Below are 14,677 nucleotides of genomic sequence, written 5' to 3' on the forward strand. Positions count from 1 at the left end.
CGTTCCTGATGCCGCGTTTTCCGGCGCGGCCCTTTTCTGGAAGCCCTTGCCCAAACGGGCTCGGGCCTGCTCCCCACTTCAGCCGGCCAGCTCCACCAGCGCCTCCATCTGGCGCGGGCGCGCGGGCCGGACTTCGGCCTGCGCGCTCACGCGGAATGTGGAGATCGACTCGCGCAACCGGTCGGCCTGTTCTTCCAGTGAACCGGCCGCGGCAGCGGCCTGTTCCACCAACGCAGCGTTCTGCTGCGTCCCTTCATCCATCTGCGCCACCGCCTCGTTCACCTGCTCGATGCCCGCGCTCTGTTCCGCCGATGCCGAACTGATATCGCCCATGATGTCCGTCACGCGCTTCACCGCCTGCACGATCTCGTCCATCGTCGCCCCGGCCTCGCCCACCTGCGCGGCGCCGTGTTCCACGCGCGACACGGTGTTGCCGATCAGGCCCTTGATTTCCTTGGCCGCATTCGCGCTACGTTGCGCCAGGCCGCGCACCTCGCCCGCGACCACGGCAAAGCCACGCCCCTGCTCGCCAGCCCGCGCGGCTTCCACCGCCGCATTGAGCGCGAGGATGTTGGTCTGGAACGCGATGCCCTCGATCACGCCGATGATGTCGACGATCTTGTGCGATGCCTCGTTGATCTCCTGCATGGTCTGCACCACGCGGCCCACTGCCTCGCCGCCGCGCAGCGCGGTTTCCGACGCATTGGCGGCCAGCCCGCTGGCCTGCCGCGCGTTGTCGGCGTTCTGGCGTACCGTGCCGGTCAGTTGCTCCATGCTCGACGCGGTTTCTTCCAGCGAAGCGGCCTGCTGCTCGGTGCGTTGCGACAGGTCGTTGTTGCCCGCCGCCACCTGATGCGTGGCCGTGGAAATACTGGTCATGCCTTCCTGGATGTCGTGCACCACCGACAGCAGGCTGCGTTGCATGGTGCGCATGGCGCCCGCCAGCGCGCCGACTTCGTCGGCGGCCTTGTGCTCGAACGTCGTGGTCAGGTCGCCAGCGCCCATGCGCAGCGCAAAATCGAGCATGTCGCCAACGGGGCGCTCCACGCGCGCCACGAGCAGCGCGCCCGAGGCCAGCGACGAGGCCACCGCCAGCGCGAACGCGCCCCACAGCCACGGCCACAGTTGCGCGGCGGCATCGGCCGACATCCAGTGCACGCCAGCCAGCGCCAGCAGAAACCAGACAAGCCCGGCTCCCTGTGCCCAGAGGATGCGACGCCTGAGATTGAGATGGGTAAGGCGGCCGATGAAACCGGCCACGCCGGTGCGGACAACCGCGCCGTCGCGAATGGCCAAACCGGCCGCGCGGTTCTCGCGGAAACGACGGTAGGCGGCTTCGGCGGCTGCGATCTGCTCGCGCGTGGCCATCGAACGAACGGACGTGTAGCCGATGATGCGGCCGTCCACGCGCGTGGCCGTCACCGTGGCCTGTACCCAGTAGTGATCGCCGTCCTTGCGGCGGTTCTTGACGATGCCCACCCACGACTTGCCGGCCTGGATCGACGTCCACAGATCGGCGAACGCTTCCGGCGGCATGTCCGGATGGCGCACCAGGTTGTGCGGCGCGCCCAGCAGCTCCGCCGTCGAGAAGCCGCTGGTTTCGACGAACGCCCGGTTCGCGAACGTGATCCGGCCCTTGAGGTCGGTTCGCGAGATCAGGTAATCGTTCGGCGAAAGCGGATGCTCGCGCTGCGTGACAGGCTGGTTGTTGCGCATTGCTATGTGACTGACTGCGTTGGGGGTCCTGGCCCGGCCACCGCATTCACGCGGGCGCAACGGGCCGCTTGTTACGGTGGAATTCAGTCGGTGCCGGCGGCGGCATCGAGCGCCGCAAGATCGTCGACGTTCATCAGCTTCTCGATATCGGCCAGGATCAGCATGCGGCCTTCGAGCGAGCCAAGCCCACGGATGTATTCGGTTTCCACACCGCCGGACAGCGCCGGGGCGGGCTTGATCTGCGAAGCGGTCAGCGTGAGCACGTCGGACACGCCGTCAACCACGATGCCCGTGGTGCGTTCATGGATATCGACGATGATCACCACGGTGTACTGGTCGTAGCTGATCTCGGCCTGCCTGAACCGGATGCGCAGATCGATGATCGGGACGATGGTGCCGCGCAGGTTGATCACGCCCTTCAGATAGTCGGGCGCATTGGCGATCTGCGTGACGGACTCGTAGCCACGGATTTCCTGGACCTTGAGGATATCGATGCCGTATTCCTCGCGGCCGAGTCGGAAGGCCAGGAATTCTTCTCCCGCGCCATCCGCGCGGTTGTTGATGGTGTTCATGTTGCCCCCGCTGGCAAGGTTGGTCGTGGCCGGGGTAACGTGCCCCTGGCTGCTGGCGACCCGAAGCAGTACCCGGCCGGCGGCCCAATGGACCCAGCCGGGCCAACTGCTATGGCCCTCCAGTATTTACGGCATCAAGCGGGGTGAATTAAGGACGACTTGGCGCCCGGCTTACCCCTCTATGGGAGGGTCCAGCAGCGCATGGACCGAAGCCATCAGGTCTTCCGGATCGAATGGCTTGGCCAGGAAACCCGAGGCGCCGGCCTCGCGCGCCTGGTCCAGGATGCGGCTGTCGTGCTCGGTCGAGAGCATCAGGATCGGGATCGAAGCGTAGGCCTGCGTGGCGCGCAGCGCCCGGATCAGCGACAGGCCGTCCATGACAGGCATGACCTGGTCGGTCACCAGCATGCCGAACTGGCCTTCCATCGCCACTTCGTGCGCCTCCTTGCCATCGGCCGCCTCTGTCACCGTGAATCCGCCCGCGCGCAGGCAGGCGCCGGTCATGCGGCGCAGGGACGGCGAATCGTCGACGACAAGGATGTGCGGAAGGGACATCGGAGACTCCATGAGCGGTGAGTCCGCCAGTGGCAAGGCATGCGGCCGGCGACGGACAGGCCAGCTGGCTGGCACGCACGGATTCCCGCACGCGCCACTGCCCTGTCTCCCTCATATCGACAAGCCAGGCCGCTCGCTTTAGCGTTGTTGACGATTGTTCACTTTTTGCGATGTTTTGCGATTGGCAATTGGCGACACGGCGGGGCGCGCCCTGTGTCGCGGCGGCTACGCCGCGTGCAGCAGTTCGGCAAACGCCGGGGCGTCGAGCGGCACGGCCATCAGGTAACCCTGCACCTCGTCACACCCCATGCCGTGCAGGATGTCCAGCTGCGAGTCCGATTCCACGCCTTCGGCCACCACCTTCATGCGCAACTCGTGCGCCAGTGCCACCATCGACCCGACGATGGCCCGGCCTTGCGGGTCGGCGTCCAGCCCGCCAATCAATGTGCGATCGATCTTGAGCGTGCCCACGCGCAGCCGCTTCAGGTAGCCCAGGCTCGAATAGCCGCTGCCAAAGTCGTCCAGCGCCACGTGAATGCCGAGCGACTGCAGTTCGGCCAGCGTTTCCATCGACTTGCCAATGTCCTTCATGGCCGCCGTCTCGGTAATTTCGAGCGTGATGGCTGAAGGCGGAATGTCGCGCTGGTGGATCTGCTCAAGCAGGTACTGCGGGAAATTCCGGCTGGCAAAACGCAGGCCCGACACGTTGATCGCCACGGGCACCGTCGGCAATCCGGCGTCCTGCCACATCCGCACCTGTGCGCAGACGGTTGAGATCACCCAGTCGTCGAGCTTGTCGATCTGGCCGGACTGCTCGGCCACCATGATGAATTCCGCCGGATTGACGGGTCCGAGCGTCGGATGGCGCCAGCGGCAAAGCGCCTCGGCACCCACCACGCCGCGCGACTTCACGTCGTACTTCGGCTGGTACATCAGGGACAGCGCGTCGTCCTGGATGGCGGGCCAGAGGTCGCGGCGGATTACCCGCATGCGGCGCGCACGTTCGCCAGCGGCGGAATTGAACACGCGCATCTGGTTCGATCCGCTCTCGCGCGCCTCGGAAAGGCTCACGCGCGCCGCCTGCATCAGCGATTCCGACGTGGCGGCATCGCGCGGATAGATCGCAATGCCGATGTTCACGCCGATCTGCATCTGCAGCCCGCGTGCCGCCACGAATTCGGACAATGATCCCAGCACGCGGGCGCCCACGTCGTGGGCACGGCTGTGCTGCACCAGCTCCGGCACGCCCACGGCGAATTCGTCGCGCGCCAGCCTGGCCAGGAAATGATGCGGCTCCAGCGCGGCCTGCGCCAGCGCCCCGGCATCCTGCGCCAGGATGTCGTCGGCGCGCACTTCGAAGACTTCGTCGACCTCGCGGAAATCGGCGATATGGATCAGCAGCACGGCGCAAGCGGTTTCCGACAGGCGCGCGTGAGCGATGGTCTGATCGAGCCAGCGCGCGAAGGCGGTGCGGTCCGGCAGGTCCTCGGTGCTCACGCTGTATTCACCCACCGGCGGCTGGTCGCGCCCCGACGGCCGCACGGTCAGCCCACCGATGCGGCCATGACTGCGGCGCACCACGCGCGGTTCGCCAGGACGTGCGGAGGGCGGAAAGTCCTCGGAGGCATCGTCGACGAGTGCCGCCTCGGCAAAACTGCCCGCCCACTTGCGCGACTGGAGCCAATGCATGGCATAGAGGCCGGAGCACAACAGCGCCAGCCCACCCGCCAGCCAGGCCGGCCCATGCATGCCCGCGGCGTCCAGGCAGCTGCGCGCCGACATCGACAGCCCGCCGCACGCACGACCCAGCCGGGCACCGGCCACGGCAACGAGGCCGGCCCCGGCCAGCATGGCCGTTGCGATGGCAAGCTGCCAACCGCGGCCGCCATGACGCATCCATTGCCAGGCGGGCGCAAACACCTGCGATGCCGCGGCGCTGGCCGCGAGCGTCGCGGCGAACGTGGCCGCCAGCTCGGCGCCGTTGTTGGCGGCAGTCAGCGTGCCGGAAGCCAGGGTCACCCAGAGTGGCATGCCCATCGTGGCCTGCGACATCAGCGCGGCCGTCCACCCCAGCGACCGGGCAGCCTTACGCCCCGGCTCGCCGTCCGTTTTGGCCGCGCGCAGTCCCAACGCGGCAACGACGCCGAGCGTGGCCGCAAGCAGCAACAGGATGGTATTCGTGGCAATCATTGGGGCTGCGCGAAGGGAAACGGCGAGGGCGCGGAGAACACCGGGACGCGGGACAAAGGAAACCCCGCATCATGGCATCTCGCGCTCACCCTGTGAACCTCGTGGCAATCAGTACTGTCTTGTATCGATCTCGAAAAAATCAGAAAGCGGACCAGTTGTCGTCGTTACCGGAAGCACTGGCCGGCTGGTTGAGCGCCGGTCGCAGCAACTGCGGTTCACGTGCCTTGCGGACGATCGGCGGGCGCTTGGCGGCCGGGCGAGCCGGCGCACGCTCGGCGCTACGCGTCACGGCCGGGGCCTTGGCAACCGGGGAAGCCTTCGGCGCGACCGGAGCCAGCGCGTGCGTCGGGCGTGCCGGAGCGGCCAGCTGGCGCGTCGTGCCGGCATCGGATGCCAGCGAGAACACGGACACCACGCTCTTGAGCTTCTGGGCCTGTTCCTCGAGCGCGCCAGCGGCGGCGGCGGCTTCTTCCACCAGCGCGGCGTTCTGCTGCGTGACCTGGTCCATCTGCGCCACGGCCTGGTTGACCTGTTCGATGCCCGTGGTCTGTTCCTGCGATGCCGCGCTGATCTCGTTCATGATGTCCGTCACACGACGCACCGCCTGCACGATCTCGCCCATCGTCTGGCCGGCCTCGGCCACCAGCTTCGTACCGCTTTCCACGCGCTGACCGGACTCACTGATCAGCGATTCGATTTCCTTGGCGGCGTTGGCGCTACGTTGCGCCAGGCTGCGCACCTCGCCTGCCACGACGGCAAAGCCACGGCCCTGCTCACCGGCGCGCGCGGCTTCCACCGCGGCGTTCAGCGCCAGGATGTTGGTCTGGAAGGCGATGCCCTCGATCACACCGATGATCTCGACCACCTTGCGCGAGGCGCCGTTGATCTCGTTCATGGTGTCCACCACGCGGCCCACCACGTCGCCGCCCTTCATCGCGATCTGCGATGCCTCGCCGGCCAGCATGCCGGCCTGGCGTGCGTTGTCGGCGTTCTGGCGCACCACGGTGGTCAGTTCTTCCATGCTGGCCGCGGTCTGCTCGAGCGAGGCGGCCTGTTCTTCGGTCCGTTGCGACAGGTCGGTATTGCCCGCCGAGATCTGCTGCGTGGCCGAGGCAATCGAATCGGTGCCGCCGCGCACTTCGGAGACGATGCCCGACAAGCTGTCCTGCATCTTGGCCAGCGCCTGCATCATGCGGCCGATCTCGTTCTTCGACATGCTGTTGATGCGCGACGTCAGGTCGCCACCAGCCATGCGCTCGAACACCGACAGCGCTTCTTCCACGGGGCGCACAATGGCACGGTGGAGCATCGCGGTAGCCACGACGGCGATCGCGATGCCAAACACGATCAGCAGGATCGACATCGTGCGAATCGTCTCGAAGCGCGACTGGGCGGTTTCGAAGTTGGCCTGGCCCGTTTCCATCTGGAATTTTTCGAGCTTGTCGTGCGCGGTTGCCATGCCACGTTGCAGGTCCGGCATCACGTCACGCGCCAGGCGCAGCGATTCTTCACGATTGCCCGCAACCAGCGCCTGCTGCCACAGGGCGACACCCTTTTCGAAGAACTCCTGACGCTTTGCGGCCAGCACATCGGCCAGCGCTTTTTCATCGGCGTTCTGCGGCAGCGCCATGTAGCGCTTCCAGCCACGTTCCGACGACTCAACAAACGTTTTCGAGCGCTCGACATGCTTCTGCATGTCGTCGCCTTCGCTGCCCGGCATGACAGTGCGATCCAGCGCCAGGCGCAGGCGCGTCGTGCCGATCATCGCCTCGGCCAGTGCCTGCGACGATGCCAGCTGGTTAGCGTAAGTCTCCTTCAGCGCATCATTGGTTTGCGAGATGCCATGCAGTCCTGCTCCGCCCACAAGCAGCAGGATGGCTGCAAGCAGTGCCATTGCGCCCCGCAAGAGGGTCTTGATCTGAATATTCTGATGAAAGGACATGATGTGCTGATCATTAGGAGATAACCCGGAGCCACTCCCCTTGCTCCGGTCCGGCAGACCTACACCCCGTACGATCTGCTCAGGACTCGATAACGGTCAGCGCGCAACCTTCCTTGAGTTGTGGATCAAATGAAATTCGGGTATGGCGGGTGATGCACTTTGATTCGATTGTGAATATGGCGTTGCCCGCACGGCCGCGGCAAAAATTGTGGGGGAGCAAATGAATATGCATCCCCCGGAATTCAGCGCATGCTGAGTTTGCAGGGTGCAATGCTTCGAAGTCGATTCCCTTCGGGGATTTCCTGCCGAAATTAAGCTGGCATTCATCTTCGCGGCGGCTGGCCCGGCGCCACGACCGTTGCGGGGCGCCGTCCCGCCGCGCGCAGGTGGCGTGGAAATGCCTGAACGTCTACCGACTTCCGACCTCGGCATAAGTTCAGTAATTCTTTGTTATTGAGAGTTTTCGCAAATTCAGCCCGCGCGCTATGCGGGGATTTGCAGCCATGCAGACTGTGGTTATAATGCTTTTCGTAAATTCACGGACCCACCAGTAAATAGAGGGATACAAATGGCGACATATCAGGAAATCGTTCAGAAAATCAGCGAACTGCAGAAGCAGGCCGAAGAAATCAAGGCGCGCGAGCAAGCATCCGTGATCGCCGAGATTCGCGAGAAAATCGAACAATTTGGCCTGACCGCCGAAGACCTCGGATTTGGCGGCAAGGGTACGGTTGGCAAGAAGGCAACCACCGCCCGCAAGGTTCCGGTCCGTTACCGTGATGGCGCCGGCAATACCTGGACCGGTCGCGGCAAGCGTCCGGGCTGGCTGACCCAGGCATTGGCCAATGGCAAGTCGATGGAAGACTTCCTGATTCGCTGAACTGCGACGCCACGCACGCCAGCAAGAAACTAAAAACCGGGCCTCGGCCCGGTTTTTTTATTGGGTGACGGCAATCAGCCAGCAAACCCCGACGGATTCATCGACTGCCAGCGCCAGGAATCCTCGCACATGCGGTCGATGTCGTGGCGAGCGGTCCACCCAAGCAATGTCTGGGCAAGCGAAGGATCCGCGTAGCAGGAAGCGATGTCACCCGGACGCCGCGCGACGATCTGGTAAGGCACGGGGCGTCCGCTGGCGCGTTCGTAGGCCTTCACTACCTCCAGAACGCTGTAACCACGGCCCGTTCCCAGATTCACCGTCATGCCGGTCGGGTGCTTGCGCAGGTAATCGAGCGCCGCCACGTGGCCGTCGGCCAGGTCGCAGACGTGGATATAGTCGCGCACGCCCGTGCCGTCGACGGTCGGGTAATCGCCACCATATACGCTGAGCTGCTCGCGCCGGCCGCCCGCCACCTGGGCCACATAAGGCATCAGATTGTTGGGAATACCGCCCGGATCTTCGCCAATCAGCCCGCTTTCATGCGCGCCGACCGGATTGAAATAGCGTAGAAATGCGATGCGCCATTCGGGGTCGGATTTTTCCAGATCACGCAGGATCTGCTCGCCCATCAGTTTGGTCTGGCCATAAGGATTGGTCGCCGACAGCGGAAAATCCTCGAAAATCGGCACGGTATGCGGATTGCCATACACCGTGGCCGACGAGCTGAACACCAGTTGCTTGACGCCGGCGGCCTGCATCGCGCTGCACAGCGTGATCATCCCTTCGAGATTGTTTCCGTAATACTCAAGCGGCTTGCTGACCGATTCACCCACAGCCTTGAGCGCCGCAAAATGGATCACACCGGCAATCTTGTGTTCGGCAAACAGACGGTCCAGCAGCGCGCGATCGCGCACGTCACCCTCGACGAATTGGGGCTTGGCGCCGGTAATCTTGGCCAGGCGGTTCACCACCTCGCGGTTACTGTTGCACAGATTATCGAGCCCGATCACGTGATAGCCCGCCTCATGCAGGGCCACCCAGGTGTGCGAAGCGATATATCCAGTTGCCCCAGTGAGCAGTAAGGTTTCAGCCATTGGAATATTCAGATCAGTATTGTTTCGGGACAGCAGCGGTGCGCCAGCCGGGCCAACATCTTAACCGGTCGATATTACGGCCGCCTTGCCCATTGCGGACGCATGGTCATGGATCGCGGGCTGGCCGCGCTGCCTGCCGCGTCATCAGGGGCAATCCGGCGCGTGCCTGCCACGCCTCATACGCCGCATGCAGGCGCCAGCCCGATTCCAGGTCGCGCATGCCGAGCAACTGCGCCACCGCTGCCGGCGTGGTGCCGGCGTCAAAATGCATCGCGCCGCAGGTGTTACGCAGGGTCTGGGGCGACGCTCGCTCGCTGCGGCCCGCCAGCACCCCCGCCTCCTCCAGCAGAATCTCGACGCGGCGGTAGATCGAGGCGGCATGCATGGGCCGGCCATTGGCCATCGCCGGAAACACCAGATCGCCCAACGATTCCGCCGCGTGACGCACCGCCAGCCACTGGCGCAACGGTGCATGGGAAAAACCGAACAGCGGGACCATATACGCGCGCCCGTTATCCGCGCGAACCATGCGAATGGCCAGGGCGCCCTCGTCGATACCATCGATAGCGTCGATACGCAGCGCGCGAACCTCGGCGACCTTGAGTCCGCCACCCAGCAGCACGGCAAGCAACGCCACATCGCGCGCGCGCTTCCACGCCGTCGGGGAAATCTCGCCCTTGCCGTCCTTGCCCGTCACGGCTTCCAGCGCGGGAGCCAGGATGCGCGCCACCAGCAGATCGCGCTCGCCCGGCAGCAGGAAGGCGGTGGGATCGTTCTCGCCTTCCGCCATGTGCGACTTGACCGCCTGGCTGGCCGGGTTGTGCAGGTTCTGCTGAAGCGTGGTCAGGTGGTGAAATATCCGCTCTATCAATCTCGCGTAGCGATAGCGATGGCGCTTGTGCAAGTCCTGGGCGTCCAGGAACGCGCCAATCTGCGCGGCCGACCACTTCAGCGGAGGCAGGCCCTGCTCGCCCGACCATCGCAGCAGCTTGCCCCACATCGCCCGGTACACCACGGCGGTGCCGGGTCGAAAGCCGTGGCGCGCCAGCCAGCCGTCGAACGCTCGCTCCGGGTGCTGATACCAGGCAGCGAGATCGGCGTCGAACAGGTCATCGGAAACCGGCTTCGCCCCATCGGCCGGGGCACCGTCGATCACAGGGTGCGTCACCACTCATCTCCTGCTTGGCGCGTTGCAATGCGCCCATTGTAGACAATGCGCCACTGGCGGCCGCCGCAGTGCGGAAATTTGTCCTTGCAACCGGTTGCATAACAATCCGCGACCGTGATACCTTGCCATCAATCATGCAACTGGTTGCATAGCTGTGTTGCCAACCGGGATGGCATGGGTACTCCGTTTTGATGCTTCGATTTGCTGCTCCAATCAGAAGGAACTGTCATGGCCATTCCCGCCCTGCTGCAAAACCTGTCGCTGCCGGCCGTCTGCTCGCCGCTGTTCATCATTTCCAATCCCGATCTGGTCATTGCGCAATGCAAGGCCGGCGTCGTGGGTTCATTCCCGGCGCTCAATGCACGGCCAGCCGAAAAACTCTCGGAATGGCTCGATCGGATCACGACCGAACTGGGCGAGCACACCGACAAGCATCCCGACCGTCCCGCCGCGCCTTTCGCGGTCAACCAGATCGTGCACAAGTCCAACGATCGGCTCGAGCACGACCTGGAGCAATGCGTGCGCTACAAGGTACCGGTCGTCATTACGTCGCTGGGCGCGCGCGCGGAAGTCAATGACGCCGTGCATTCGTACGGTGGCATCGTGCTACACGACGTGATCAACAATAAGTTCGCGCGCAAGGCGATCGAAAAAGGCGCCGATGGCCTGATCGCCGTGGCGGCGGGCGCGGGCGGCCACGCTGGCACGCTGTCTCCGTTCGCCCTGCTGCATGAGATCCGCGAGTGGTTTGACGGCCCCCTGCTGCTGTCCGGCGCGATTGCCAGCGGCGACGCCGTGCTGGCGGCGCAGGCGGCCGGCGCCGACCTGGCATACATCGGCTCGGCATTCATTGCCACGCTGGAAGCCAATGCCCAGGACGCCTACAAGCAGATGATCGTCGACAGCTCCGCCGACGACATCATCTACTCGAACCTGTTCACGGGCGTGCATGGCAACTATCTGCGCGACAGTATCGTCCGCTCGGGTCTGGACCCCGAAGCGCTGCCGACGTCGGACGCCTCGGCCATGAATTTCGGTTCGACCCGCGTCAAGCCGTGGAAGGACATCTGGGGTGCCGGCCAGGGCGTAGGCGCGATCAAGCGCGTGGTGCCCGCCGCCGAACTGGTGCGCCGTTTCGTGGAAGAGTACGCGCTCGCTCGCCGTCGACTGGGATTGGCGCCGGCGGAAGCTGCGGCACGGGCAGCCAACGTGGCCTGACCGGTTTTTTCCCTCTCTCCCACCCTGTGGGAGAGAGGCATGGCGCTACGCCTGCTCCGGCCGCTCCAGCAGCGGCAGCAATTCCCGCCCCCACCTCACCCAGTCCTCCTGGAACCGGATACCGCGCGTCAGCAGTGCGTACTGGATCTTCTGGCGACGATCGAGCGTGCCCGAAAAATCCTTGCTCTCGATACTGCGGTACAACGCCAGGCGGTCTTCATGCAGCGCGATCAGGCGCAGCATTTCCTGGTCCAGCCCCAGCGGCCCGATTGCAGCATCGGCACGTAGCTTGACCAGAATTTCCTCACGCTGATCCAATCCCGCGCCCGGAGACAACACCCACCGCACCAGTTCGGCGCGGCCAGCCGGCAGCACGTAGTAGACCTTCTTGCGGCTCTTCTTTTCGCCGGCACCGGCGTCGGGCGCGCTTTCGACGCCAGCCGATTCCTTGGGCGACTCCCTCGACGACTCCTCGGCCGCAATCCAGCCCAGCTCGGCCATGCGGCCCAGTTCCCGGTAAATCTGCTGATGCGTGGCGTGCCAGAAATAGCCGATGGACTTGTCGAATCGGCGCGCCAGGTCATAGCCCGACGATGGCTTTTCGATCAGGGAAATCAGAAGCGCGTGCTGGGTCGACATTCGCCGATGGATGTGGTGAGCCTGGTTGGCATGAAGGTTGCTGCCTTGAACCGGGAATGTTCAGGGTGGCGCTATGGTAACCCGCAAGTCAGGGCACGTCATGCCGTTAACCCGTTGAACACCTGTCGGGCCGATTGCTGGGGCATACACCCCCCAAATATCGACGCCGCGGTCGAATTCTAAAATATGACAATAAAGTCAATTGTTCTGAAACTGATGTAAAAAAATTGAAATGGCTTTTCGCGACCGCCTGCAATACATTCCATACATTGTTACCCGCATGCGCGCGCCTTTTGTTTACCGGCCCAACGTTCAACGCCATGCGTCACATGGGAGTCGTCGATGAACGCAAGACCGGAAATCACGGAAGGCACGGCCGCGGGAGACACTTCCGCGTCCATCAGCGCCGCGCGCGCCCGTGCTGGCGCGGCTCCGATCTACTATCGGCTGCCCGATACGCCGGATGGCCATCACATCAAGGAATACGCCAGCGGCCTGCGGCAGCTGGTGCGCTTTGTCGGTGTCGAGGAACAGGTTGTCAAATACAGCCTGAGCTGACCTCGGGCTTGCCGCCGAAGCCACTGCATGTCTCCTCCTGTCCTTAGTGGACCTGGGATTTATGCCCGCGACAACCTCGCGGGCTTTCTTTTTTCGTCGCCGCGCGAGGGACAAAAAATAACGGCCACCGGGCAGGCGCCCGATGGCCGTTGCAGTACTGCGGTACTACCGTAACGCAATAGTTCGATCAGGCGATCAGTCCACCGTGGCGCCCGAAGCCTTCACAACCTTGGCCCACTTGGCGGACTCCGACTTCATGAAAGCGGCCAGCTGGGCCGGCTTTTCCGGGTTCGGCTCGGCGCCTTGCTCGGCCATCTGCTTCTTCACTTCCGGCATAGCCAGGATCTTGACCACTTCGGCGTTCAGGCGGTCGACGATCGGCTGCGGCGTGCCGCCCGTGGCGTACAGCGCAAACCACGACGTTGCTTCATAGCCCGGCACACCGGCTTCGGCCACGGTCGGCACGTCCGGCAGGGCCGGCGAGCGCTTGGCCGAGGTCACGGCGATGGCGCGCAGCTTGCCGGCCTTCACGTGCGGGTACGACGACGGCATGTTGTCGAACATCAGGCCGATCTGATTGCCCAGCAGGTCGTTCACGGCCGGGGCGCTGCCCTTGTACGGAATGTGCTGGATGTGCAGGCCCGTCATCGAGTTGAACAGTTCACCCGACAGGTGCATCGACGAGCCGCTGCCCGACGAACCGTACGACAGCTTGTCCGGATTCGCCTTCACGTAGGCGATCAGTTCCTTGACGTTGTGCACCGGCACCTTCGGGTTCACCACGACGATGTTCGGGACCATTGCCACGCGCGTGATCGGCGCAAAATCCTTGACCGGATCGTACGGCAGCTTCGAGTACAGCGCCTGGTTGATCGCGTGCGTACCAATCGTGCCCATGAACAGCGTGTAGCCATCGCCCTGCGCCTTGGCGGCCAGCGATGCACCGATGTTGCCACCGGCGCCCGGACGGTTGTCCACCACCACGGGCTGGCCCAGCGCCTTGCCCAGTTGCAGGCTGACGATACGCGCCAGGATGTCGGTGGTGCCACCGGCCGAGAACGGCACGATCATCGTGATCGGCTTGGTGGGATAGTTGCCCTGCGCCTGCGCGCCGGTCATGACGGCAAAGCCGGCGGCCAGTGCCACGCCAGCGGCCAGCAGGCGTCTGCGCGCCTTCGACGTTTGATTGGTGATGCTCATGTTGTGCTCCAGGATATCGATACACGCCGCGGGCCTTTTGGGCGCCACGGTGCAATGCTTGGGATCGCTATTCCACCCCGTGCCTAGGGGCGGGCAATTTTTATACGGGTGCCACACCCAGCGTGGTTCCGCCGCAGACGTACAGCACTTGTCCCGTCACGAAACCATTCTCGGGTGCGAGGAAGAACAGCGAGGCACGCGCCACATCCTCCGGCGTTCCCATTCTTTTCACGGCGATGCTTGCCAGAATGCGCCGTGTCTGTTCGCTGCCCTCGGGATTGCTCTTTCGGAACAGCTCGGTGGCAATGGGACCCGGTGCCACGGCGTTGACGGTGATACCGTCGCCGCCCAGCTCCATCGCCAGCGTTCGGGTCATGCCAACCAGCCCCGCCTTGGCCGCGGAATACACCACGCGCTCAGGCTTGCCCAGCGCCGCGCGCGAGGCCATGTTGACGATACGCCCAAAGCCGGCCGCGCGCATCGCGGGCAGGCAGGCCTGGGTGAGCAGCATCGTGGCCTGCAGCGTCAGGCCCACAACGTAATCGAGATCCGCGGCGGTGGCCGTGTCGGCCGTGCCCGGGCGCGTGGCGCCGGCGTTGTTGACGAGCCGCGTCACCGCGAACTGCGAGGTCACCTGCGCCGCCACCGCGCGCGTGGCGTCGGCATTGGTCAGGTCGGCCTGGAAGAAGGTCATGTTCGGATGCGACCAGGTCGGCTCTGCATAGTCGACATTGATCACACGGGTCACGCCATCGGCGAGCAGCATTTCAGCAATCGCACGGCCGATACCGGAACTGGCGCCGGTGACAAGCGTGGCAACGGGAAGGGACATCTCAATACTCCGCACCGGCGTCTGATCAGCCGGGTCAGTCAAAAAAGATGCGGCAAGACCGGCGAGCCCGTCGGCCTGGCCGCAATGCTCTACCTCGTTGGGGAAGAGACACC

At 64.4% G+C, this 14,677-nt stretch carries 13 protein-coding genes; 3 read left to right on the plus strand and 10 right to left on the minus strand.

Translation table 11 applies throughout. The annotated features are described in order from the left end of the window. Positions 1 to 78: 78 nt before the first annotated feature. From AC3FLX_RS13505 to AC3FLX_RS13525, 5 genes are all read right to left on the minus strand, one after another. On the minus strand, positions 79 to 1,716 hold the full coding sequence (locus AC3FLX_RS13505) for a methyl-accepting chemotaxis protein (protein ID WP_488697244.1): 1,638 nt from the start codon (positions 1,714 to 1,716) through the stop codon (positions 79 to 81). An 83-nt stretch (positions 1,717 to 1,799) separates the two neighbouring features. After that, positions 1,800 to 2,288: a chemotaxis protein CheW gene (locus AC3FLX_RS13510; RefSeq protein WP_488697246.1), complete on the minus strand. Its 489-nt coding sequence runs from the start codon at positions 2,286 to 2,288 to the stop codon at positions 1,800 to 1,802. A 171-nt stretch (positions 2,289 to 2,459) separates the two neighbouring features. Then, positions 2,460 to 2,843 carry a response regulator gene (locus AC3FLX_RS13515; protein WP_488697247.1) on the minus strand — a complete coding sequence of 128 codons (384 nt, stop codon included), beginning with the start codon at positions 2,841 to 2,843 and terminating at the stop codon, positions 2,460 to 2,462. 225 nt (positions 2,844 to 3,068) lie between these two features. Next, on the minus strand, positions 3,069 to 5,033 hold the full coding sequence (locus tag AC3FLX_RS13520; RefSeq protein WP_488697249.1) for a putative bifunctional diguanylate cyclase/phosphodiesterase: 1,965 nt from the start codon (positions 5,031 to 5,033) through the stop codon (positions 3,069 to 3,071). 139 nt (positions 5,034 to 5,172) lie between these two features. Beyond that, complete coding sequence (locus AC3FLX_RS13525) at positions 5,173 to 6,975, minus strand: methyl-accepting chemotaxis protein (protein ID WP_488697251.1); 1,803 nt, start codon at positions 6,973 to 6,975, stop codon at positions 5,173 to 5,175. 568 nt (positions 6,976 to 7,543) lie between these two features. Between AC3FLX_RS13525 and AC3FLX_RS13530 the strand changes: the two genes are divergently transcribed. Continuing rightward, the gene (locus AC3FLX_RS13530) at positions 7,544 to 7,855 is read left to right on the plus strand and encodes an H-NS histone family protein (RefSeq protein WP_488697253.1); all 312 of its coding nucleotides are present in this window, start codon (positions 7,544 to 7,546) and stop codon (positions 7,853 to 7,855) included. 74 nt (positions 7,856 to 7,929) lie between these two features. Here AC3FLX_RS13530 and galE read toward each other — a convergent pair whose 3' ends face one another. Both galE and AC3FLX_RS13540 read right to left on the minus strand, forming a co-directional pair. Next, on the minus strand, positions 7,930 to 8,949 hold the full coding sequence (galE, locus tag AC3FLX_RS13535) for a UDP-glucose 4-epimerase GalE (protein ID WP_488697255.1): 1,020 nt from the start codon (positions 8,947 to 8,949) through the stop codon (positions 7,930 to 7,932). A 106-nt stretch (positions 8,950 to 9,055) separates the two neighbouring features. Then, positions 9,056 to 10,117: a tyrosine-type recombinase/integrase gene (locus AC3FLX_RS13540; RefSeq protein WP_488697257.1), complete on the minus strand. Its 1,062-nt coding sequence runs from the start codon at positions 10,115 to 10,117 to the stop codon at positions 9,056 to 9,058. 228 nt (positions 10,118 to 10,345) lie between these two features. Here AC3FLX_RS13540 and AC3FLX_RS13545 point away from each other — a divergent pair, with 228 nt between their 5' ends. Then, entirely contained in the window at positions 10,346 to 11,335 is a 990-nt protein-coding gene (locus tag AC3FLX_RS13545) for an NAD(P)H-dependent flavin oxidoreductase (protein ID WP_488697258.1), read from the plus strand. A gap of 45 nt (positions 11,336 to 11,380) precedes the next feature. On the opposite strand, the gene AC3FLX_RS13550 is transcribed toward AC3FLX_RS13545, so the two are convergent. Further along, positions 11,381 to 11,974, minus strand: a complete 594-nt coding sequence (locus AC3FLX_RS13550; RefSeq protein ID WP_488697260.1) for a PadR family transcriptional regulator — start codon at positions 11,972 to 11,974, stop codon at positions 11,381 to 11,383. Positions 11,975 to 12,316: 342 nt separating this feature from the next. On the opposite strand from AC3FLX_RS13550, the gene AC3FLX_RS13555 reads away from it, so the two are divergent. After that, positions 12,317 to 12,532, plus strand: coding sequence for a hypothetical protein (locus AC3FLX_RS13555; protein ID WP_488697262.1), 216 nt, complete (start codon positions 12,317 to 12,319; stop codon positions 12,530 to 12,532). Positions 12,533 to 12,727: 195 nt separating this feature from the next. On the opposite strand, the gene AC3FLX_RS13560 is transcribed toward AC3FLX_RS13555, so the two are convergent. Both AC3FLX_RS13560 and AC3FLX_RS13565 read right to left on the minus strand, forming a co-directional pair. After that, the gene (locus tag AC3FLX_RS13560; RefSeq protein ID WP_488697264.1) at positions 12,728 to 13,732 is read right to left on the minus strand and encodes a Bug family tripartite tricarboxylate transporter substrate binding protein; all 1,005 of its coding nucleotides are present in this window, start codon (positions 13,730 to 13,732) and stop codon (positions 12,728 to 12,730) included. Positions 13,733 to 13,832: 100 nt separating this feature from the next. Beyond that, a complete protein-coding gene (locus tag AC3FLX_RS13565; protein ID WP_488697266.1) occupies positions 13,833 to 14,564 on the minus strand; it encodes an SDR family NAD(P)-dependent oxidoreductase in 732 nt (243 codons plus the stop codon). Between the last annotated feature and the right edge of the window lie 113 nt (positions 14,565 to 14,677).

Source organism: Cupriavidus sp. 291-E7 (assembly GCF_057798835.1).